Below are 24228 nucleotides of genomic sequence, written 5' to 3'. Positions count from 1 at the left end.
CAATCACCTCTTCCTTGAAATATATTCGTTTTTCTACATTAATTTCAATCTTTCGTTTGCGTAAGTTGCCGCACCTATCATTCCTGCTCTTCCACCTAGTTGGGCCTGCTGAATCTTACATGCCTGATTGGATAGCTTTAATGCGTGTTTAGCAGTTGTTTCTCGAACGATGTTTAATAATCTATCACCAGCAGCAGACATACCTCCACCTACAATAATGACTTCAGGGTTCAATAAATTGATCACGTTAGAAAGTCCATAACCTAATATCCTTCCCGTTTCATGCATCACTTCAATAGCGAGATGATCTCCTTGATCATATGCTTCGGAAATCATTTTTGCTGATATTTCACTTTGATCTTGCCCGACCCATTCTTGAATAATACTTCTTTGACCCCCATTGAGTCTTTCAATACATGTGTTTACCATACCTACAGCAGAAACGTATCTTCCTAAGCATCCTGAACTTCCGCATTTACAAGGACGCCCTTCTCTGTACATATTCATATGTCCAATTTCCCCAGCACTTGAAGTTGTACCATAAATGACTTTTCCATCATTGACTATTCCCGACCCTAATCCTGTTCCTAAAGTAATTAATACCAGGTTTTGATAACCCATTCCAGAACCATATCGCCATTCACCGTAGAGATTTACACGAACATCATTATCAATAAAAGTGGGAAAATCAAAAAAAGTCTTCATACGATTAACAACATGAATGTTGCTCCAGTCAGGGAAATTAGGTGAAAAAATCGAAAGCCCTTCATGAGGATCTAAAAGACCTGGAATACCCATCCCCATACATTTGATATCGGTTAGAGATACATTTGTTATATGAATCATTTCCATTATCGTTTCTCTAATTCTATCCATTACATGGTCAGGCCCCATGGCTGCTTCTGTAGGAATAATTTTTTCTGTTAGCGTCTTAAAATCATTATTAAATATAGCCGCTTTAATGTTGGTACCACCAAGATCAATTCCTATAGTAAACTGATTCATATACTTCCTCCCATTCTGTATGTATTTAAATTTATTATTGCTAATGCACCTCCAAGCAACTTAAGACTCGTAGGGTCAGGTGGGCTTCGCCGGTTGGATGTGTCGCCTGCATCGACTTAAATCAGTCTTCCCGATTGAGGTCTTCTTACCATAAATCTTTCAGTGTTTTTTACAAATCCATATTGTTCGTACAATCCGTGAGCATCAGCTGTTCCTAAGAATCCAGATAAATCTTTTAAATCTTCGCTCTGTATAATGACTTTTACTAGTTTTTTGCCAATGCCTCTACCTCTATACTCATCATCAATTACGACATCACACAACCAGTATGTGGTTGCCCAATCAGTGATAACTCGTGCAAATCCAATCTGTCTACTTCCATGATAAACGCCATAACATAGTGAAGTTTCAATCGATCTATTCATTATTTCAACTGGCCTTTTATTCGCCCAATAAGACGCAGCTAAAAACATATAGATAGTTTCATGGTTTAAGAGTGTTTTGTCTGTGCTAATCAAATATTCCTCGAATCTAACTTCCATAAATACATCCTCCATTTTGCTTCATGATAGAACTGGATACCTTTCTTGAATCACTTAGTTGCCCTTCAGATTATTAAATGTTTGAGAAATTACATTAAGTTTTCCAGGCAATCCTTCAACTTCAACACTCTCTTCCTTTTCAACATAATTAATTCCATTTTCCTTATAGTACTTTTTCCAAAATAAAACTGCCAGTTTATTGTTCATTAATTGATCTACTTTAAATTTGCCATAGAACCGCTCTAGTACCAAACTGACTCCTTGAGCTGCTATTTTCATTCCTCGGTATTTTTTTATAATAAACAACTCTTGCACAATAAAATCTATCCCTTCCGGTACAAAAGGAGTTGAGCACACTAATACAAATCCTATGATTTTGTCATTATATATGATAAAAAATGGGTTTAATTCTTCTCTCTCAAGATATAAGTATGTATTCGTCGGATCGAAACTACCATCATCTTTTAATTCGTCACCACTAAATTCTGATAGATCATACAAATATAAATTATAAAGGTTTAAAAATGTTTCCTTCTGTACTTTGGTTATTTTAGTAATTTGAACTTTCATCTCATCACTCCATATCTTTATATTTATATACCTTTCACATAACGTTACACATTCCTGACGTTCAAGTGGCTTAACGCAACAAAGTTACCGGATCATCAGACTTAGCCAGTTGGATGTGTCACCTGAATAATCTCCATGAAAATTCTTCTAAGCGATCAAGGGCGAATCTGTCGCCTGAATTCACCTCTCCGATATCCCTCTTGGCGACCGAGGAGCATCAGAGACGATGCCGAAAAATATTGTTAGATGATGCTAAGGTAACCATACTTCCAGCAGTGTTTTCCTAAACAATTCATCCAACTTAGTCGTTGGGTTTGATGTTGCAAAATTCACGGTTTTTATATATGCTTCAAGATATTTAATTTCTAAATCGATATATTCATTGATTACGTTGACTCTCGGTTCTAAATCAAGTTCTTCTCCTTGAATTTTACGAGATAAGAGTATATTTATCTGAGTTTTCAAATCTCCCTCTAACAATATACTTTCTACTAAATCCTTAAATAATATAGGAGGCATAGTGTTATGTTGTTCAATCCATCTGCAAGCTAATACTGGGCGTAATACGTAAAAATACTTCTTGATTTTAACTTGATCACCTTGTAGATATTCACGGTAATTATTGCGTGCCATATTTAGATAATGATAAAAACACGATATAGGCGAGAAAACCTCACTACTCAAATCTCCCAAATCATTAATAAAGTCATATTTCTGATAATAAACTATATTGGAAAGTAACCATTCTTGTAATGGAGGATTAGATTTTCTAAGTAGTTTAAGTGCTTTTCTGATATCCCACCCGTTAATATCTAATAGATCATTAATTGGTAATTCAATAACATCCCTCTTATCATCAATAGATAAGTACCAATCAGGTTGATTAATATAGATGAATCTTACGTCATAATCACTATCTTTAGAAGGAAACCCCCATGCCCTACTTCCAGATTCACAGGCATATAATATTTTTACATTATGCTTTTCTTCAATGGTTTTTAATTCTTCTTTGATAATTTCCTCCATTATTTTCCCTCCAGTAGTTTCGTCTAACTTTCGGCATTCCTGACAATCAAGCAGCTTAAGTGACCGAAGGGAACGGGCCATCAGACTTAGCTGGTTGATTGTGTCGCCTGAATTCACTTCTCAGCCCCCGCCTAGGCTACCGGGAAGTGGCAGCGACGACGTAGGTTTACTTTGTTAGACGAAGATCCCTGCATCTAAGCGTTACCTTCACGGTTCCATTGTTCTATCATTCCTTCAAGTTCTAATAAATCTCTTACAATTCCATCTGATTCAAATCGTTCTGTATAATAAGTGTCTTCCTTCCATATCCCTCTCATACCAGCATTTCTACTCGCAATTACATCATTTGTCGGATGATCTCCAACGTAGACACATTCTGTAGGTTGTACGTTCATCCTTTCAGCTGCTCTAAGGAATATAGATGGATCCGGTTTTCGAATTCCCTCTAATTCAGATATCAATATGACTTCAAAGTAGTCTTGTATTCCTAATGCTTGAATATTACTGGATTGAAAATCACCATACCATTTGTAATCATTCCGAGCTTGTATCCCTGATTTTTGAGATTATTTAGTGTTTCAATTGTATTGGGGAAAGACACTGCAAAAGATGAGAATCCAGTTTTGTAGTCAGACAGTAAGTCATTCCAATCCAAAGGTAACTCAAATTCCTTGATGAGGTCTTGGTAGACTTTATCCTTCCAGACATACCCACGATTATCAAGTTCAATGAAACGGTTAATATAGTCTTCTTTATTAATATCCTTAGAGTGCTTAATAAGCCTTTCATACTGATCAACAATAAAAAGGTATAACGAATGATTACGATCCAAGAGAGTTCCATCAAGATCAAAAATAATTGATCGAATCATATAGTTTCCATCCTTTAATGGTTTAAGTGATTTTCGTCTAACGTTCGCGCATTACCGACGGTCAAACGGATTAAAAGTGTTCTTCAATATGTTTAAATATCTCTTGATTCTTTTTTACTATTATTCTTTTAACTTCAAATTTATTTGTAATCTCAAGTATTTGGCATATACCTTCCTGATCGTATTCGCGATTCCATATAAATAGCATTTGGTATAAATTCTTTAAAGATTGCTTGTAATTCCATTGTTCTAAACCCACTCTTGTCTTTATAAACCTTTGAATTACTCTAAGATCACGAAAAAGTCTATTAGGTTGAAGAAAAAATATTAAGTCAGCTTCCCCAAAACTCTCCTGTCCCCATTTATAATGTACGCCTTCAAGTATCCAACTTTCTTTATGAAGGATTTCATCCAACATTGAATCTCTTACTTCTATTGGATATCGTAAATTTTCAGCACTTCGATCCCATACTAGATTATCTAGCTCATAGTAATTTACTCCATACTTGTTTGATAGCTCTTTTGCAATATAAGACTTGCCACTACCACAAGCTCCAATTATACGAATTTTGATTTTCACTCACCACCTGGATTCACATTCAAAAAACACTTGCAAAATCCCTTAAACCATCTTTTAATATTTCAATTCCTTCAATATCGATTCCCAATAATCGCCTTTGTTCATGCCTTATCTTATGTATTAAAGAGATATATTCCATTTGTTCTTCAACCGTTAACTCATCCATGCTGTAAAAATGTCTTTTCGAGGCTAGTATCACTAGACCTGTAATCGGGTAAGCAACATCTTGATGTACATGAAAATTGGAACTTTCATAAATTGTTCCACCCGTTGGTGTGATTAATCCACTTGTTAAAGCGCAGCTTAAGCATTCTACTTCTATTGATCTCTCGTCAGCCAATGTAATATGTTTTGGCATACTTCATCTCCTGATTTTAAATAAAAGCTGACTTCGTAATTTCATCTGACGTTCTTGTATTCGCGATGTCCATCCCCCTTAGATAGCTCTTATCTTAGGAGAATGGATGTATCTTCCTGATTCTTCTTCCTCGAAAATGCTTCTAGCAGATCAAAGGCAGAATGGGCCGTAGCGCAAATATGATGCTATCGAAAGTTATTGTTTTTTATTGAATATTAAAACTATTGATTATTTTTTCATATTCTTTAAAATCAGCTTCTTTGAACCTTGTTTTATCAACAAAAAAGTCTAAGGTAACAAAATCAGAGCCTTTATGAATTACTGCGAGTTTACCCACACTATCATTAGTTGTATAATCTATGACTTTTGCTTCGGTATTATAAATTTTAGTATTAACTTCATTTGTTACTTTGATATATTCATAATCATTCTTTAGTAAGCTTTTATAATATTCATCTAATGTAGTCTCACTTTGAATAACCAAATTAATGTCAATACCCATGTAGTAGTTACTTATCATTTGCCTTGAATTAGTTTGTATAGAAGAATTCCAATTTCCGTTTACTATAACTTGATAGAAGTTTTGAGATTCGGGGTCGTAGATATTTACATATTTAGGCCCGCCAATGGTTACTTTGTTATTCTTACTATCATATTTCAGGGTGGAGTTTAATCCAAAATACTCAGACATACTTCTAACCGATAAATAAAGTGATCCCTCATACTTTAGAGCTTTAATAGAATTAGCTTCTTGACCATTCAATTCAACATTTACTGCAGGATAGAATAATGCCTTTACTTCTTTGTACTGTGTTGCTGCAAAAACTCCAGCGGCATTACCTATTAAAAAAATAAATACAATCAATGAAATACTGATCTTTTTTTTCAATTAGTTCTCCTCCAATATTAATAATAATTTCCTATTACGTTGTGGTATTCACGACGCGCCATTATCCTAAGGTCCGAAAGAGCGGCGGCGACGCGGTTTGATATGTACGGGTGTTTTCGCCCGAATCAGCTTCCATCTTTTCCTCACCAGACGAGCCTACGGGCGAATGCTCCGAAGTAGAAATCCTCTGGTTTATAGGGGGGGTGTCAGTGCCTCCTTTGTAATACCCTCAACTTCAGTTATCTTTGACTATCGTGTTCCGCTAGATTAATTAATTCTGGGGATGTTTATATTATTATATGTACTTTTAACTTATCGGCCTCTAGTGCCATCTCCTGATGAATATTGATAATTTGCTCAAGCTGAACAACACGATCTTGAAGCTTTGAGTTTAGAGGATCATCTTTTAACTGAGCCGCTAATGATAAAAACTGGGGTACTTCCCAGACGCTTCGTAAAGCAGTACTTAAACAGTAACCATACCTAGCTAGTCGCTCGTCCCCCTGCCATCCCATATCCCTCAATCCTTTGATGTAGGCTTTGAATAAAGATTCTTGAAAAGCTTCGTATTCAATTGTAGGGATAATGCCCAGGCTCATGTTTACGCCAAACATCTTGCCAAGGTCCTCACCAATACCTGATATACTCATGAATTGCCAGTCTATCAGCACTAATTGATCGCTCTCTGAATCATTTTTGTTTATTAGCATATTCATTTGACTCAAGTCTTGATGTGCTAGCACACGTGGCAAGCACTCAAGGGAAGTTAAGTTTTCTTCAATATCTTTAGTAAAGCCTTGAAACCACGTCCAAATGCTCAGTTCATTTTTCCTTTGTAATCGATTTAAGTAGACTTCCGGATTAGGAGCATACATTCGACTTGATGTTGTCCACGACTTAAGCCAGCCTCTGCATATCCATTCCTCATTGGGTATTTCTTTTCCCGTAATATAACTCCCATTAAAACGTCCTAGCTGACGAGCGATAAAGTCAAACTGTTCCAGTGAGTGTGCATAGTTACCTTCTACCCGTTCCATCGATAACCATATCGTACCATCCCGCTGTTCTTCAACAAGATAACTCCTTGCAGCTTTAATTACCTTGGGCAGATCTTCCAACAGCTTTGATTCAAACACAAGTGCTTCCCGGCGCCAGTAATTGTGATGATGAGGTTCTTCTTTCTCTGCACTATCCGCTTTAATAACTTTTAATATAATAGACCATGGTTGCTGCTCATTATTAATTCTTACGAAACCATGCAGATGAAAGATTCCCGCTGTTGTAAAATTTGGTGTTTTATAATCTAAATCGTCGCATGTGATCGTTATAAGTTCTAATGTAACTTCACCAAATATTTTTTGGATACAAGCATAGATTTGATCAATTTTGTTGCCTATAGGTAAACTTGTATTATTATATACCAACAGATTCAAACCCATAGAACCCCCTTATTTATCACCAGTATTTTTCGCACTTTATTATTTTCATCAATCCGAGAATTATATTCGTTCAAAATTTTACTACCCTGCCTGTTCGCTGATTTCCTATAACGTTTCAGTATTCACGATATGACCCAGCCTTAGATAGCTCTCTTATCTTAGCCTGGGTCATTTGTTGTCTGAGCTTCTTCCATGATTATACATCTGACAACTAAGGGATGATAGCCCTGCAGCGTGAATATGGTGCTATACGGCGTGCTTGACGAAATAATTCAAGGTTGAGCCATAACATAAATATTTTTTACAAAAACACCTAAACTCCTTTAAACATCAGATATAAAAGGAGGAATGACAAGACCCTTTTAAACACTTATCCGGGAGGTGAACGGGGATTTACTTCGCGGATTGTCGAAGGCAAGTAGCGAAGCTAGGTGGCTTTCGCTTACCCACAATCCGCTTAAGCAACCATAAACAATGGCGGTCCAGAAATATCTCCCTGGACCGCCATCGTTCACATCAATTTTAATAAAACATCCAAACTAGACATTGCCTGGCTTATGGCTTTCAAAAACGACCGACGCCCCGCTCTTCATTCGCACTGTGTAGTACGAAGGGCCCAGCGGTGAAGGATGAATCTCTTCGCCGGTTATTTTGCATGCTCCCGACCATTCAGGCATCTTGACAGTTGTATCGGTATCTCTATCCGCTGTAAGTTCTGCTCGGAACGACCCCGTATCGATGTTCCACACAACTGTCGCTTTGCCCGTATGGAATCTCCAATCGGCGAACCGTCCTCGCTTCCAGCGGCCCGGCAGAGCCGGTAGCAATTTAATGAGGTTAGCCGATACTTGAAGCAATTGCTCCTGAACGGCGTTCACCCAGCCCATATTGGCGTCCAATTGTACCGGAGCCGTAGGCATGAGCATCGAAACACCCATCCCTCGCCAGTCATTATGAAGCGTAAATAGATTTGGCAACAGACTCGATCTAGAGAGAATATCCAAACAATTTAAGGAAGCGTCTCCATCACCTAGCCGCGCATAAATAGCTGCCATATGCGCAAGCGACCAGCCGCTTTGCGCCCCGATCTCGCGCTTCTGCACCGCCGTTTCGAACGCCCTGAACAAGTTCGGATCGCTCTCTCTCGTTACTTCCTGCCCCGGGAATACTGGGTATAGATGCGAGAGATGGCGATGTGCGTAACGGTCCTCGAAAGTTGAATGAATCCACTCACTGACCGCACCGTCCTTATTCAGCCTATAAGCTGGCAAGCGGGTCAGCATGAGGCTCCATTCTTTTGCTACCTCCGGATCTCCGCCCGCTTTCTGATTCACTTCTATTAAATGCTGAAGAAGCTCTTTCAGAATGGCGATATCCATCGTTGCATTAATCGCCGTAGGCATAGGGTGCGCAAGCGGCTTACCATCCGTCGGCATAAAGTTAAGCGGAGTATTCTCAGGTGATACGGAGGGATACATTTTGTAAAGCCCATCCGTATCACTAACCAAGAAGTCTTCGTAAAACCACAATGTCTCAAGCATGAATGGCAACGCCGTCTCCTGTAGAAATTGGAGATCACCAGTATAACGGAAATGTTCATAATAGTGACGGGCAAGCCACCCAGCCGCACCGATCCAGTTCATAATGACGGGTACGATCTGATTCGGAACGCCGATGCCCGGCGTAGAGCCTGCAGGAATATAGATACCGCGACAGCCGTACAGCTTACTTGCATTTTCGCGAAAATCATCCATCAACCCATCATAGTAACGGAATAACGAAGGGACCAATTCGCCCAGACCGCCAACATGCGCATGCCAGTACATCATCTGAATGTTCTCGTTCGCCATGTTGTGGCTCCATACCAGCCTGTAATCTCCACCCCACAGTCCATACAGACCGAAAGGCTCCGCATCTCCCGCAGTTGAAGTACCGCTCAAGAACAAATAGCGACCATATGCCCACATTTTACGCACTAGCGCAGGTGGCGCCTCTCCCTCATAGGCGTCCAACAGCAGTCGTTCATTAGTTCGTGAATCGTGATCTGCATCATCCAATTCCAACGAGACGGAATGGTACAACGGCCGATGCAGGGCAAGATGGCGATTAAGCAGCTTGTCGTAGGAGGTATCCACAGCAAGCTGAGCCAATTCCTCTTTCAATCGCTCCCAATCCTTAGACCGCTTACCTAGGACGAACACCTTCACCAACACCAGCATTCGCCGAACTCCCTCGAAGCGGATTACGCTCCCAATCGTTTCGATGCGTCCGTCCTGTGGAATGACCTGCATAACTGCACCGAAATCCGTTCCATCATCATTTGTTCCGGCAAACCAAGCGTAAGTACCGCTGGCTCCGACTTCAATCGACTGTTCGAGCTCCTTGAATTCCGGCGTATCCGCCCAACGGTCACTCGGATGTAGAGCAAGACTAATTTCTCCCGATATAGAGGCTTCCTCATCCCCTCCGAGTTCATAGACAACTGTATCGTCAGCACGCGAGACAAATAGCCGCCGATTGTACTGGCTCGGTCCATCTGTCCAGCCGACTGTTACTTCGCCGCTGTCCATCGCAAGCGTTCGGCTGTAGCCGCGAAAAGCATTGCGACAAGGCATGACAAGGTTTATCGCAGCCAGTGGAAATCTGGAGGCTAGCTTCGTTCTATAACCGCTCTCATGCAATGCATTCGTAAGCTGCCAGCTAGCCTCGGCATATCGCTCTTCATCCATCAGCTTGCGCGTCTGAGCAAGTGTATCGCTTACATCCGGCAGCTCATCCTTGCTCCCCCAATGCCAGAGGCGAGCATGATTAAGAAGTACCGTCTCCTCCTGAACGCCTCCAAACACGGATGCGCCAATCACGCCATTGCCAGAGGGTAGCGCTTCCCGCCACATATTTCTCCACCAAGAGGCGGGATAACTCATGATGAGTTTATCTGCGCTTCGCTTGTCTTCTTGCTCCTGCATCCATATCATCCTTCTTTCAGCTGCTCGCGAAGTCGCTCCAACTCAATACTGGCAAGCAACAGCGGTGCAACCCCCATCAGAACGTCGCTCACAATCTTCTCACTCATATAATAAGTATAGGAACCGTCGCGGTATTTGCGCCCGCCTAGTCCAGCCCCATTGCAGATGCGATGGAGATGAACCCCTTGCTCATCCTCAGTTACGAATTGGGTAAGTATTCCTTCATAGGCCTTTTCTACAGCCTTCCTGTCAATCTCCGCTAAATAACCAAGCCGAATGCCTTTCGCCATCGCATACGTTAACATGCAGGAGCCTGACGCCTCCAAATAGTTCCCTTGGCGACCATTGCAGTCCATAAGCTGATACCAGACGCCGCTCTCTTGATCCTGCACCCGCAGAACCGCATTCGCCATTCGCTCAAAAATCCCCATCAACTGCCCTCGCTTCGGATGATGAACGGGAAAATGCTCAAGCGAGTCAACGAGCGCCATGGCATACCAGCCCATTGCCCGTCCCCAAACATGTCGAGAGCGGCCAGTTTTGCCATCGCACCAAAGCTGTTCCCGACTCTCATCCCAAGCATGATGTAGCAATCCCGTTTGCGGGTCACGTGTGCGCTTTTCGATAAGTAGCAATTGATGCGCTGCTTCATCGAACCAGTTGTCCTCACCGAAGGTCCGAGCAAATTCGGCCATGAATGGCGATGACATATACAGACCATCCAACCACATTTGGTAAGGGTATATTTTCTTATGCCAATATCCGCCCTCATCCGTACGAGGCTGACCCATCAGCTGAGTAATTAGAAGTCGAGCCGCCTGCTCATACTTAGGTTCGCCAGTCTCTCTCCATAATCTCAGCAAGTTTTTCCCTTTGTTAATATGATCAAGATTGTATTCCTCCAGCGTATAGCCGCGAATAGAACCGTCTTCTTGGATGAACACGTCCATATGCCGCTTCACAGTCGCTTGGTATTCCGGTTCTCCTGTCCAATTACCCAGTTGTCCGATCGCCGTCAGCGTCATACCAGACACATAGCCCCATTTGTTAGCAATATTCGGGTGATAACCGTTCTGGCTATGAGATAAGATCGTCCTAGCAATCTTAATCGATAAGTGTTGGGTGCTAATGATTTCAGTTGCCGTGTTCACTCGCCTTCTCCTCCTTCATTACGTTGCCATTAGCGGCAAAGAAGTGAAATTCTCTGGAATGTTTACTAGATACAGATTCCCATAACCGTTCTTATCACTTGTGAACAGTAGCTGCTTCCCGTTCGCGTTAAAGCGCGGGTGGGCATGCACCTTTTGTGAATGAAAGCTGCAGCGAAGCTCGCAAAGAGTGCGCGGGCCTTCATACACACCGTCAATCTTACGCCAAAGACTAAGTGACTTGACCGCACCCTTACCATCCACGATTACCTGACCCAATCCATCCGAATATCCATGCCAAGTATCGAAATCGAACTCCGTCTCTTCCATTTCCGTATTGTCATAACGAATACTGCCGAAAAAGTTAGTACCGTTCGCACGAAATCCGTGATAGCCAACCGTCACTCCATCCGGATAAAAAAATTCATGCCCGACCTTTTCCCCATTCTCTAGCCGCTCCCTGATTTTCCAGGCCTCTCCGGTACGCAGATCCAGTCCCCATATCCGATGGTCAACGAGATGCCATGGCCCTTCATGACAGAAGGTCATTAACCATGGCTCCTTCGGCGATGTATTGATATGAGTAATGAACTTGTTCGCTTCATATACTTTCTCTCCGCCGCCGACCTGTGCATCAATGCGTATAATCATACTGTGAGGTGCAGCATCCATCAGCTCTCGATGGCCGACATAGCCATTGCCTAGATCGAGTCGAATTCGATGCGACAGATCCTCTTGCACGCAGGTCATAACGAATCGGCCGTCAGCTGTTGCGTTCGCATTGCCCAGATGATACCCCTCTGGTGCTTCATAGATTAGCTTCTCTTCAAGCGATACCAGATCCAGTCGGATAAGCTGCCTTCCGATCTTAATGAACGCTGCACTTCCATCGGGCAATAAGCAAGCATCCATTTGACCAACATCCTTGTAATCCGTCAACTGGGTTATCAGACCGCTTTCCACATGAAGACTGTACAGATTCGTGTTATTTCCCCTGTCTGAGATCATGAGTAGCCTTTGTTCTCCGTCATACCAGCCGTTCTCTGTAAAATATAAATGATAGCTATGCGCCTTATAATTGGTCAATTGTGTGACTTCCAGCCCTGTTAGCCGATCAATTTCCGTTTTTCGCTCCGAGGGCCACACTGTTCCTTTTGCAGACATGCTCTCGCCTCCTGTATATACGAACTTTGGTAACCTCTATAACCAGGGCTTCAGCCCTTCCCATTTCACCGACCAACTGCCATCTTGCGGGAATCCGGGATTGCGGACAGCCGAATTCGCCTCTGACTCTATGACTGCACCGTCGCCTTCCTTCCAGCCAGAAGCCATCATTGCAACAGCGGCTAGCAGGCCTCCGTTACCCGGCAGATAAGCGGATAAGCCAGGGCGCTGGTAGTTATGCCCATTAGTTAAATACGTATTCTTGGATGCATCCATCAGTAGGAAATCCACCGCAAGATCCGGTTCCCCGAGCCTTGCCGCTGTCATGGCGCACATCGGGAAATCCCAGCCCCATGCCGATTCCCAGATCCAAACCTCCTTCACCTTCAGCAAAGTGGCCAGCATGACCTTACGGTCAATTAATGTGCCCGGCAGAATGCCCAATGCTCCTAGCATAGACGGATGGTCGCGATTTTTCGTCTGAAACGTTTCCGGACACAGCTCATGGGCCAGATAGACGCCTTCCGCTTGCGGAGGCTGTGCTAACGATTGGGCAACCTCTGCCCAAAGCGGATTGGCCGACTGCTGCATGCGTTCCGCCCAGCGAATCGCAATTTCCAAACCATACTTCCAATACTCCAGTTCATATGGAGGGTTTTTGCTGCCTTCCAAAGGATGACATTCTTGCGCAGGGATAAGGGGCGGTCCTAGATCATAAACTCGCGTCTCTTCATTCCAGTGAGCGAAGGATACCATGAAATCGGCAGCTTCGAACACGATATTACGGAACCGCTCCAGCATAGCGCTTGAGGGATCAGCCTGATAACACAGCTCAGCTAGTGTCATCGGATGAGGCTGCTGCCAGATTAGGCCGTTCGCAACCGGCGATGGGCAAGGCTTGCCGGCGAAGCCGACCATCTTAGGCCAACGCGCCCCCTCATAGCCTTGAGACTGCGCTAATTCACGCGCCACAGGTAAGATTTGTTCATACCAGTCCATGCTATTGAGCAAATAATTTTCTCTGCCCCACAATGGAAAATGAGCCGCATGCCACCAATGCATCTCTAGATGCATCTTTCCGAACCAGCTATTGTACATCAGGCCAGTCTCTTGCGGTGGCAACGATCCGCCGCTATGCAGCGCAAGCAAAAACTGCGACAGTACGACACGCCTTTCCAGCTCATACGCTCTTGGATCAGCGCTTCCTGAAAAGTCGATCGCTGCACCACTCATCCAGAACGACTCCCAATGACGCTCGCTCGCAGTCTCGATAGCGGAAACCTCTGCCGTTTGCGGCGATTCTTTTGCGAAGCCAATCGAGAATTCCAGTGATTTACTGTTTGCATCCGGCAGCAGAGTGAACTCATGCACGCCGGTCCGCTCCAGACTTCCCGCATTCCACGACCAACTGACCTCATAACGATCCTCGTCCATACTTCTTACAATGCTTGCTCTGTTAACGTCTAACTCACCTAATTCCGTCCGATGCCTATCGTCATTATCAAGATCCGGGAATACAGCTTTGGCCCATGTAGTTGAGGTCATATCCGGCCTAGGAAAACGCATGAACACCTGCAGCCTTCCCTGCTCGATTAATGGAGACATGACTCTCACGCCGATGGCGTCAATCGTTGGATCACAAGCCGTCATGACATGAACCGGCACATCTCGCACCGTAAATTCACTTGTCAGAATGCCTGACCATAAATTCATTTTTTGACTAATGTTCGTTATGTCCTCTGCTGGCGCCTCTCCACCCGATTCACTTATGAAACGAAACGAAATGCGGCCCAGTTGAAGGCGATGCGGATTCTGACGCAGCCAGTGATAAGCTTCGACTTTATCGCCCGGCTTCATCGCATATCCGACCGACCTGCCGTACGTATCGTAGCTCTGGTATGCTGCATCACGCTCGGTGAACCGTTCGGGACCGTCTGTATAATGCCATCCCCAATTGGATTGCGTACCAAGAGGTACCTCATATTCATTCGGAAAACTTTGCAGACCTGTAATGTCAGCGCTGAAGGCAAACTCTCCGTTGCCTACAGAAAACGGGGATACAGGGTCCCATTTGTTCAACTCTGGTTGATGGCGTTCCACAATCTGTCGTCTGTCCATTTGGATCCTCCTATTTGCTTGAACCCGGGACCGCGCCCAATCTTTATCTATTCGAGCTGGTACCGGCTTCTCATCATATCCCGATACTTGCCGGGGGTAATATCTTTGAACTTACGAAAACTACGAATAAAGCTGTTCTCATGCTGATAGCCTACCATTAACGCAATATCCGAAATACGATCATTCGTCTTCAACAGCAACTCACTCGCCCGCTCAATACGAAGTCGGGTCAAATAGTTATAAATGGTCTCACCCGTTTCTTGTTTGAACAACTGACTGGCTAGACTGCTACTAATACCAATCGCTTCAGATATTTCAGGTATGCCAATCGGCTCGTTTAGATGCTGCTTCAAATAGTCAATCATGCGATGACACATGATAAAATCTTTACTCTCAGTTAGTCGCAGGAAACGTTGCGTCATTACGATAGCCCGACTCTCCAATTCCCCTTTGATATCCTCAAGATGAAGAGTGTCGAATCCGATATAGGTTTGACATGAAGAGCCATCTGTAGCAGGACGGAGCCCCTCGATTCTCTCGATAGCCGACTGCAGGAAAGTTACCGTTGCCGATGGATACCCATATTGACTGCGGATATTATCAACCATTCTCCCGATTGCTTCCAGAGAGTCCAGCTCGTTGCCTGCTTCTATGGCACCAATCAATTCATCAAGTGTATTTTCATACTGCGGCTGCTCATTCACTTCGTGTCCAGACACCTCTTGAAATGGGATTACTTGTTCATAGCCTTGATATAACCGGTAAGTAAGCGCATTCTCAGATTCCAGCATCACTTGCTTCAGCCTGGTAATATCCGTCTGTGTGTGGCTAATCCCTGCCGATACACTAAATTTCAACAAGCGCGACACAATTTCTAGTGATTCCGCAAGTAATTTCTCGCATCGCAGCCCTTCAACACGAGGCTGCAGCAAAATGGCTGTCTTGTCCTTGCCGAAATCAGCACATACAATTCGCCATTGCGGCTCGAACAGCTCTGCCACAATATTGGCCAAAGCGAATTTCAACAGCGAATGATCACCACCAGTGAAAGTCCGCGACCATTCCTCGTAACGATCTATCGACAGAATAGCTACCGTTACTGGCGCTACCGTCCATTCACCTAAGTAACGGCTCCATTTCTCCTCAATATCCCGCTTCCCGCTCAGGTTACCGGAATAAATATCAGTAAGCAGCTTAGAGGAAGCATCCGACATCGACTCTCGGACGAGCTGTGCCAGATGCGCATGGTTGGTGAACAATTCTCCGGCAAGTCTCTCAAGATCGATTCCGTCCGGACTGTTTGTCTTACGATCATAATTGCTGAATAACTGTTTGAGTCGACGTACTGGGCGGAAAGCCGCCGCATTAATATAGTAAATTGTAGCTCCGCCAAGGCCGAGAGCCGCAATAGATACCAACAGAACGACATTAGCCACCCGCTTGGACTTCGCTAGCAAGCTGTCTTGCTCAACAATAGACACATACCTCCACCCCGTTACTGGCGATTCGAGTTGATTAATGAGCAGTTGGCTATTCTGGATCGTGATGTCTCCGCCATCATCCTTTCTCTGCGCATCCATCGCACGACTCACTGCCTCTCTATCAAAGTCATAGTTCGAAACAGAGTAGAGTATCTCGTCATGTTCGTCAATAATGTAGCGCATTCGGTTCAAGTTGTTCATGATTGGCGGATTTAGCTTAGCGAACAATGTATCGTTTTTTAGATTGACAGCAACAATCCCTTTGAACTCTCCTTGAATCATAATCTTACGAAACAACGTAACGCTCGAACCCTTTGCTCCCGCCCCTTCAGGCACCATTCGTTTCTTAATGAGCGTCGTTCTCTTTCCGAATTCAGAAGCTACACCGGTCCAGTCAGAATCGTCAAATGTCAGCTTTCTAGAGCTGAAACCTTGCGGAATGGCTAGAAAACTTTCTCGGGTAAGATCATAGACATAAATGCTTTTGATATACTTAGAGTTGCTAATTAATGTCGACAGCAATTGATAGGTCTCCGTAATATTCGTATAAGAGTTCTGTACTTTACTAGTCAAAAACTTGTTCACATTATCGCTCAGGGCGACTTGAATCGCGACCTTGTCAGTCTCACTGATCAATCCGTCGATCACGTTCATATCCAGCATCAGCATCTGACGTTGCAATTCGCTGAGCTCTTCTTGCATCACCGACTTCGACGTGTGATACGAAGTCAGACTTACAGCCAAAATAATGAGAAAGACTGATACGGTCAAAATGAGCACAAGCCTAATCTGAGTATTCGCCAGATTATATTTCAAAAATTTCTTAATAGACTGAGTCATGGGAAATTCCACCTTATACCGAAGATCCTTTTATTATAACGTGATCTTCTCCTCGTAACATACCCCGTCTGACCTAATTATTCGTCCTCCAGCACCACTTAAGCTTTCTCTCTCAACCATTCTTTCATTAGTTGAGTTTCAATACCGGCCAGCAATACGATGCCGATACCATGTGTATCGTTCAAATTCCAGCCTAGTTCATGCTTATAGTAAGCGTGGGAATAGGACCAACTGGAGCCTTTGCACACGCCGAACAAATTCCCTCGTTTATCAACAGCCCGTTCGCATATTCCCTGCCAGCCGTTCAGCGTCGCCCGGACGTATGGAGCAGGATTTTCCAGCCAGCTATGACGAACTCCAAGTGCGAAGCCATATATGAACATCGAGGTGCATGAGGATTCCTCATACGATTCCAAATCAGTCAATACTTGATGCCACAGACCATGCTTGCCCTGTAATCTGCGGTACCCTTCCGCCAACTCCCTATAGAAAGCGAGTATAGACGGATAGCTGTCATGCGTCTTCGGCAATACTTCAAGCAACACGGCCAGCGAGAAGAATACCCAGCCATTCCCTCTGCCCCAGGCCGTCCGAGAAGGCTTTCCATTACGAACATCGTACACATGAGACATAATCTGTTGCTCCGCTATATACAAATATTTCTTATAAAGTAGCAGTTGCTTAGCGGCTTCGTCGATGTAACGCGAATCGCCGGTAATCTCGGAATACCTGCATAGGAATGGAACACTCATATACATATCGTCACACCACATCGTGTTATGCATGCTTGGTGAGACACCGATCTTGCGGTAAAGCGCCCCGTCCTCTAATCGGTCCTGTACGTTCATAATGTAATCCGCAATGTCATCGGCGACCATACTCGATCCTTTGAGGGGGCGGTGGCGTTCAACCATAATCGCAAGTGCCCCGAAGGAGCCGCAGTCGTCGAGGCTATCGATATGAGAAAGCTGATTGTTCAAACCTGCTGCTCCGAAACGCTCGCGGTCCCACAGCGAGTATTCATAAGTCGATGTTGCAAATTCAACATGATCTGCGACGTAATTCGCTAGCTCTTCATGCTGCAGCAGCCTACTCGTACCCAACAGTCCAGACAACGTAACACCAAGCGGATAATTCCAACGGCCGTATAGCTCATTCTCAAGAAAGGGACGTACATATGCTTCCGGCTGATCCGTCGTCCAGAATACTCTCGTATGCCGGTCAACCGCCACCTTATCAAGCGCCAAATAATCGACCGGATCGATATTCGCTTCCGCTGAGAACGGGCCCAAATACAACCATTGACCGTGATAGCCATGTATGCGTCGAGGGGCAACGAGTTCCACTTCCGGATTGGCGATATCTCGAAGCTGGAAGCCCCATCCTTGACCATCGCAATGGCAACAGGCAATCAGGTCGCCGCTCCCCGGTGCTGCTTCGAGTGTGAATGAGAAGTCACCTGGTTGCTGCTCTGCGTACATTTCCTTCCCCTGCCATATGAATCGTATTGGACCATAGGCGGTTCCAGCGATCGTTACATGCTGTCTCGAAGCAGAACGATTGACGATCGTCGCCCATCCAAAGGCAGAATAACCCGGTTGCATGTCATATATAAGATCCAGACGACCTTTCCCCTCTTCACTTGCAGGAAACCATGCTACACCCGTCGCTGCTTCCGTCTGATTCGTTCCCGGGATGTCAACCATCGACTGATCCAACGGTCTCGTATAAATCCAGCCTTCCTCCCCGTCTCGTTCAACGGTGGGCGCCAAGAAGTGAAACGGTTTATTTTTGCGACTACCTGTACCAAAGGTTGCTCCGCAGTTCCCTTCCCGGCCCTTTCCCAGCTCCAATACGAAGTGATTCCATCCACGCACTAAATTAATCTTTAGTTTGATCGGCACCGCCTTTGACGATGACGCTGATTCCTCCTCAGAGATCTCCTCCTCTGGGGAGGATCCGAAACGCTGATTCCCATTGTGATACAACTTCACTTGCCCGAAGCAGCGAAGATGGAAAATGAACTCATGCGGCTGATCGATCCACAGCTTTGCCCAAGCGTACACCCGCTGGCCGTCTTGCATATCGGCAAACATGTGCTGCAACGGAAACTGATAGGAATGATCCTCTCCCTTACGAATTTCGCTGGTCCGCGTCACCCGATAAACCGGCTCATGCGGCGGATTATCACCGACATACCGCTGCGCGATAATCTTTAGCACATGCGGTATACTGTCGCCCTTCGTCTGCGTAGCTATACTATCCATCGAATCGAAATATCGGCTTAAATTTGCTATCACTATACTCCGCCTCTCTGGCCGGTTAGGCTCTCTTCTCGTTCCTGCGCTCCATTGCTATCATTATCGGTTCCGTTGCCGAGTACCTCCTCTATCGTAATCGGCCGATGCTCCTTCACCGAACGCCATACCGCTTCGCCCGTCGCCACTGAATAAGCGCCATCCACTGCACCCGACAAAATACGATACGGCCGTCTCGGATCCTCCCCCATGAACAGGTCTTCAAGCAGCAATGGATCTCCCCCTCCATGTCCGCCTTCACGATGTACGACATGAATCGTTTCCTTCGAGCCGAACAATGGAAAGTAGTCGATCGTTTGCACAGACGTGGGGAAAGGTGTTCTACCTGGCATATGATATTCCACTGTCTCAATTCTCCCTTTCGTCCCGTTGATGGCAAGCCGATAGCCCTCATAAGGTAGCGAGAAGTTAACCGAATAACTGAGGAGCGCTCCGCCGCTATATTTCACCGTCGCCGTATACGTATCTTCAATTTCGATATCCGAATCGAAGATACATCGGTCCGGACGGTAATCTGAATAAGGGAAGGACTTGCCTGCTTCAAGTGAGCCCAGATGATCATCCGGAACTTTAAGATTCCGGCTGCGAGCATTCCAACGCGAGTAATACGAGCAATTCTCCGTATACTCGCATGTACTGCAGAATCGGCCGTCTTCCTTCTTCGGATTCGCCTCTCCATCAGCACCATAATAATTCAAAGCGCCATATGCGAACACCTCGACCGGCTTCTGATTAATCCACCAGTTGACCAGATCGAAATGATGCGTACACTTGTGCACAGACAAGCCGCCCGACAGCTCACGTTCTCGGTTCCACCTTTTGAAGTAACTGGAGCCGTGATAGGTATCCAAGTACCAATTCAAGTCAATCGACGTAATTCTGCCAAGCTTTCCTTCCTGTACCATTTCTTTAATCTTCGTATGAATCGGAGTATAGCGATAATTGAATGTCACAATAACCGAGCCCTTGCTCGCCTTCTCCGCTTCCATGACACGCCTGCTGTCCGCTCCAGTCGTTACCATTGGTTTCTCCGTAATGACATCCAAATCACGCTCAAGGGCGGCAATCAAGTACTGTGCATGCGTATCATCGCGGCCGGCGACAATAATCACATCCGGCTTCGTCTCATCTACCATTCGATCAAATTCGTTTTCGCCATACGTCCCTATGTCGGCATGCTCCGGGTATCTCGAACGGTACAGTTCAAAGCGCATCGGATCACGGTCGAGCAGTCCAACAACCTCACAGCTTCCAGCGAAGGTGCTCAGAATAGGCTTGGCGAACATGCCCAGCGCACGTCCGCTCACTCCGCAAATTGCGTATCGTTTTCTCATCTGAACCAATCCTTTCGAGCAATTAGGCTATCATATAGACAGCAGCAGGACCGGCAAGAACACTGACCCTGCTGCTAACCACCTATTTCTTAACTTTGGCATACCATTCTTGTGCCCGTTTGGTGACGGTCTCGCCGCCAGCTTTATTCCAACGGTCCACGTACTCGTCAAATTTCTCCAGCGGCCATTCACCAATGACGATCTTCGTCAAATATTCTTGAAAAAGTTTATGTGATTGAATATCCGGGAAGCCTTCGTACACCGTATTCGGCAATCCATCGCCGGCAATTCGGCGTGCGTCAGCCGTACTGACAGTGAAGACATCCTGAACCATCTGCTGCATATCTTCCGGAATCGTCTCTTTAATCCGAATATCCATATCTTCTTTTGTCGTCAAATTGCGCATCCCCAGCGCGATAGGACGGCTATCCTCTGGCGGCAGTATGACCTTCTTGCCATTCACAACTTCATGCTGTTGTCCTTCGATGCCAAAACGAATGAACTCTTCGTTGCTATTATCGTAGAAGAAATCGAGCAGCTTAAGGGAATACTCCGCTTTATCCTTTGCGACAGTCGGGATCATCCACTCCGGCTCACCCATGCTCTTCTGCGTAACGAAGCCTTCAAAACCTTCTGCCTTCGGTATCGGCATGCCAACAACATAAGCATCCGGCGCACCTTTGAGCATTGCAGTATAACGATCACGGAGGTTAGCAGGGAGGTGATACCAGCTACCAACTAAGTTATTGTTAATTTTGGCCTGCCAAACATCACCTTTGTTCAAGAACGTCTCATTGTCCAACAGCTTTTCTTCATAAAGCTCACGATTATAAACAATAGAGGCCTTCATATTTTTCGTAACACCCGCATATTGAATCTCGCCTTCATAGACATCCCACTCCGGAACGCCCTCCCACATTGCAACACCATACATGCCGAACAGGTGGTCCATCCACTTGCCGAATTCACGTCCCGAAGTAGGTAATTCATCCGCTTTGCCATTGCCATTAGGGTCCTTATCACGGAATGCCATCAACACCTCTTTATACTCCTCTGTTGTTGTCGGCATCGATAGTCCTACCTTATCAAGCCAGTCCTGACGAATCAACGGCGCTCGCTCAGGAACGAGAAACACTTTAGGTATGTAGTAAATCTTACCGTCTGGGGATGCTGATCGTACGATATCCCAAGCTTCTTCCGGAATGTTCTTCCAAACATTAGGCGCATACTTAGGAAGTAAATCATCGAGCGGCAAAGCTCCGCCTTGCTTAATTAACGTCTGTTCGACACCGCCAATTGGCCGTAGAATGTCCGGCAAGTCATCGGACGCAATCATCAAGTTCAGAAATTCTGTCGGCTCCGAACCTGGAGCCGTCGTTATCAGTTCATATACGACGCCTGTATTCTCTTGCACATACTTCACATGCTCATTATTTTTGTCAGGTATGGTCCCTACGCCCATATGGCTTTTGAATACTTTTACCGTAACAGGCTTATTCCCCTCCGCGTCATTCTCCGAAGCCTTCGGCTTCTCTCCACTGTTAGAGCAACCGGTTAGGATGGAAACTACCAGCACCATTGCCATAGCGGATACTTTGGCCGACTTTCTAAACACATGTTTCTTCATACGTTCAGCCTCCCTTTTTAGTGTATAAAAGCTATATATTAAGCCAGTAAATCGGCTTCATACCCTTTTTCCATCCACGATAAAACCAACTACTCCTTCAAGGAGCCGAGCATAGATCCCTTCACAAAATATTTTTGCAAATATGGATATACGAGAACAATCGGAATGGTAGCGAATAAGATTGTTGCCGCTTTCAACGTGGTCGTGTTGAAATCATAGTCACCTAGAACCAGATTGACTGCTGCTAGCTCCTCGGGCGAAGTCAGATAAGCGCGAAGCTTCGTTTGCAGCGGCCATTTCTCCGGGTCACGAATGAACAGAATCGCTCGTTGAAAGGTGTTCCAATAGCCTACTGCATAAAACAAGCTCACGGTAGCGATCACCGGCTTCGAGAGCGGCAAATAGATTCGGAACAATATCCCCGCCTCATTGCAGCCATCGATTCGGGCAGAATCATCCAGCTCTTTCGGAATACCTGCAAAGAAGGTACGGATAATGATCATATTAAATGTACCAATTAACCCTGGCAAAATTAGTGACCACAACGAGTTCATCATGCCAAGCTCGCGCACCGTCAGAAAGAACGGAATCATCGGAGCATTGAAGATCATCGTAATGATAATGCCAAGCATGATCGGCTTACGCAGAAGAAACTGCTTATGCGACAACGGATAGGCCGTCAGCACCGAGAAGATCATACTCAGCAAAGTTCCCACCACCGTTATGTACAGCGTGACACCGAATGACGTCCACAGCCCCTTATTCTGCAAAATATGTGACCAGGATGCCGTCGTGAATTCAACAGGGAACAGGAACACCAGCTTGGAATCCGCTGCGGCGGGCGAACTGAAGGATACAGCCAGTAACTGAATGAGCGGCAGCAGCATCGTCGCAGCAGCAGTGATTAGAAACACATAATTAAAAAACTGAAATAGATGTTCTCCTTTAGTCCGTTTCATCACCACAACCCCTGTTCTGTTTTTCGAGCCATCCGGTTAAATACCCACAATAAAACAAAGCCAATGACCGATTGGAATAAGCCGATCGCAGTCGTTACGCTATATTGCCCTTGCAATACCCCTGCTCGATATACATATGTTTCGATAATATCTCCGACCGAGTACGTCATCGGTGTCAATAAGTTGTAGATTTGATCAAATCCAAGTTCCAAGAAGTTACCAATATTCAGTAGGAACAGTACCAGGATGGTTGGGAACATAGTAGGCAGCGTAATAAAGATCGTCTGCTTCCACCGATTTGCTCCATCCATGACCGCCGCTTCATATAAGCTCGGATTAATGCCAGCGATTGCGGCCAAGTAAATGATCGTTCCCCAACCGACATCTTTCCAAATACTAGATATGACGACAATGGTACGGAAATATCGCTGCTCCTGCATGAATAGAATCGTATCTGCTCCGAACCAGCCGCCCACCATATTGATAGCACCCTTACTCGACAATAACTCGAATACGATTCCCCCAACAACGACCCAAGATAAAAAGTGGGGAAGATAGAATAAACTTTGCACCACCCGTTTGGCTAGCATCAACCTAACTTCATTAAATAGAAGTGCGAGGATGATCGGAGCTGGGAAACCAAAAACGAGTTGATAAAGGGCGATTGTCGCCGTATTCCTTAATACGATATAAAAGTCTTGATACGTGAAGATAAATTTGAAGTTGTCCAATCCAACCCATGAACTTGATAACATTCCTTTAAAAATCTGGTAGTCTTGAAACGCGATCACACTGCCTGCCAGCGGTAAATATTTAAATACGAGATAATAGATGATGCCGGGCAATATCATGACATAGAGCATCCAGTACTTTCGCATATTAACGAGGTACCGATTCCCCATCAAGTTAAATCCTCTGCTCGATGTACGGCTGGAGACGGGCTCCAATTGATCTTGCGTTTGTGCCATCTTGAACCCCCTTCGCTTATTGTTC

The 24228-nt window shown here is 44.9% G+C and carries 20 protein-coding genes; all 20 read right to left on the bottom strand.

Features of this window, described 5'->3' with window-relative positions; translation table 11 throughout:
* Positions 1-33: 33 nt before the first annotated feature.
* On the bottom strand, positions 34-1005 hold the full coding sequence (locus ACP8HI_RS04805) for an ROK family protein (protein WP_438349992.1): 972 nt from the start codon (positions 1003-1005) through the stop codon (positions 34-36).
* 116 nt (positions 1006-1121) lie between these two features.
* On the bottom strand, positions 1122-1547 hold the full coding sequence (locus ACP8HI_RS04800) for a GNAT family N-acetyltransferase (RefSeq protein ID WP_438349991.1): 426 nt from the start codon (positions 1545-1547) through the stop codon (positions 1122-1124).
* A gap of 54 nt (positions 1548-1601) precedes the next feature.
* The gene (locus ACP8HI_RS04795; RefSeq protein WP_438349990.1) at positions 1602-2117 is read right to left on the bottom strand and encodes a GNAT family N-acetyltransferase; all 516 of its coding nucleotides are present in this window, start codon (positions 2115-2117) and stop codon (positions 1602-1604) included.
* A 252-nt stretch (positions 2118-2369) separates the two neighbouring features.
* On the bottom strand, positions 2370-3143 hold the full coding sequence (locus ACP8HI_RS04790; protein ID WP_438349989.1) for a nucleotidyltransferase domain-containing protein: 774 nt from the start codon (positions 3141-3143) through the stop codon (positions 2370-2372).
* Between the two features lie 194 nt (positions 3144-3337).
* Positions 3338-3604, bottom strand: coding sequence for an HAD family hydrolase (locus tag ACP8HI_RS04785; RefSeq protein ID WP_438349988.1), 267 nt, complete (start codon positions 3602-3604; stop codon positions 3338-3340).
* A gap of 26 nt (positions 3605-3630) precedes the next feature.
* A complete protein-coding gene (locus tag ACP8HI_RS04780; protein ID WP_438349987.1) occupies positions 3631-4014 on the bottom strand; it encodes an HAD family hydrolase in 384 nt (127 codons plus the stop codon).
* A 70-nt stretch (positions 4015-4084) separates the two neighbouring features.
* Positions 4085-4594, bottom strand: a complete 510-nt coding sequence (locus tag ACP8HI_RS04775; RefSeq protein ID WP_438349986.1) for a hypothetical protein — start codon at positions 4592-4594, stop codon at positions 4085-4087.
* A 19-nt stretch (positions 4595-4613) separates the two neighbouring features.
* Positions 4614-4952, bottom strand: coding sequence for an HIT family protein (locus ACP8HI_RS04770; RefSeq protein ID WP_438349985.1), 339 nt, complete (start codon positions 4950-4952; stop codon positions 4614-4616).
* A gap of 205 nt (positions 4953-5157) precedes the next feature.
* On the bottom strand, positions 5158-5841 hold the full coding sequence (locus tag ACP8HI_RS04765; protein WP_438349984.1) for a hypothetical protein: 684 nt from the start codon (positions 5839-5841) through the stop codon (positions 5158-5160).
* A gap of 287 nt (positions 5842-6128) precedes the next feature.
* A complete protein-coding gene (locus ACP8HI_RS04760) occupies positions 6129-7274 on the bottom strand; it encodes a hypothetical protein (RefSeq protein ID WP_438349983.1) in 1146 nt (381 codons plus the stop codon).
* A 545-nt stretch (positions 7275-7819) separates the two neighbouring features.
* Complete coding sequence (locus tag ACP8HI_RS04755; protein WP_438349982.1) at positions 7820-10246, bottom strand: glycosyl hydrolase family 95 catalytic domain-containing protein; 2427 nt, start codon at positions 10244-10246, stop codon at positions 7820-7822.
* A 5-nt stretch (positions 10247-10251) separates the two neighbouring features.
* The gene (locus tag ACP8HI_RS04750) at positions 10252-11397 is read right to left on the bottom strand and encodes a glycoside hydrolase family 88/105 protein (RefSeq protein ID WP_438349981.1); all 1146 of its coding nucleotides are present in this window, start codon (positions 11395-11397) and stop codon (positions 10252-10254) included.
* 18 nt (positions 11398-11415) lie between these two features.
* Positions 11416-12558, bottom strand: coding sequence for an oligogalacturonate lyase family protein (locus ACP8HI_RS04745; protein ID WP_438349980.1), 1143 nt, complete (start codon positions 12556-12558; stop codon positions 11416-11418).
* A gap of 36 nt (positions 12559-12594) precedes the next feature.
* On the bottom strand, positions 12595-14676 hold the full coding sequence (locus tag ACP8HI_RS04740; RefSeq protein ID WP_438349979.1) for a glycoside hydrolase family 65: 2082 nt from the start codon (positions 14674-14676) through the stop codon (positions 12595-12597).
* Positions 14677-14723: 47 nt separating this feature from the next.
* The gene (locus tag ACP8HI_RS04735) at positions 14724-16997 is read right to left on the bottom strand and encodes an AraC family transcriptional regulator (RefSeq protein ID WP_438349978.1); all 2274 of its coding nucleotides are present in this window, start codon (positions 16995-16997) and stop codon (positions 14724-14726) included.
* A 98-nt stretch (positions 16998-17095) separates the two neighbouring features.
* Complete coding sequence (locus ACP8HI_RS04730; protein ID WP_438349977.1) at positions 17096-19297, bottom strand: glycoside hydrolase family 88/105 protein; 2202 nt, start codon at positions 19295-19297, stop codon at positions 17096-17098.
* Positions 19297-20649, bottom strand: a complete 1353-nt coding sequence (locus tag ACP8HI_RS04725; RefSeq protein ID WP_438349976.1) for a Gfo/Idh/MocA family protein — start codon at positions 20647-20649, stop codon at positions 19297-19299. Before ACP8HI_RS04725 ends, ACP8HI_RS04730 begins: the two co-directional genes overlap by 1 nt.
* A gap of 82 nt (positions 20650-20731) precedes the next feature.
* The gene (locus ACP8HI_RS04720) at positions 20732-22276 is read right to left on the bottom strand and encodes an extracellular solute-binding protein (protein ID WP_438349975.1); all 1545 of its coding nucleotides are present in this window, start codon (positions 22274-22276) and stop codon (positions 20732-20734) included.
* Positions 22277-22365: 89 nt separating this feature from the next.
* On the bottom strand, positions 22366-23235 hold the full coding sequence (locus ACP8HI_RS04715; protein ID WP_438349974.1) for a carbohydrate ABC transporter permease: 870 nt from the start codon (positions 23233-23235) through the stop codon (positions 22366-22368).
* Entirely contained in the window at positions 23235-24137 is a 903-nt protein-coding gene (locus ACP8HI_RS04710) for an ABC transporter permease (protein WP_438351707.1), read from the bottom strand. The genes ACP8HI_RS04715 and ACP8HI_RS04710 overlap by 1 nt, the downstream gene beginning before the upstream one ends.
* Between the last annotated feature and the right edge of the window lie 91 nt (positions 24138-24228).

Origin of the sequence: Paenibacillus sp. FA6 (assembly GCF_051550225.1) — a bacterium.
GTDB lineage: Bacteria > Bacillota > Bacilli > Paenibacillales > Paenibacillaceae > Paenibacillus_AQ.
This window is presented reverse-complemented; position numbering and strand designations above follow the sequence as displayed.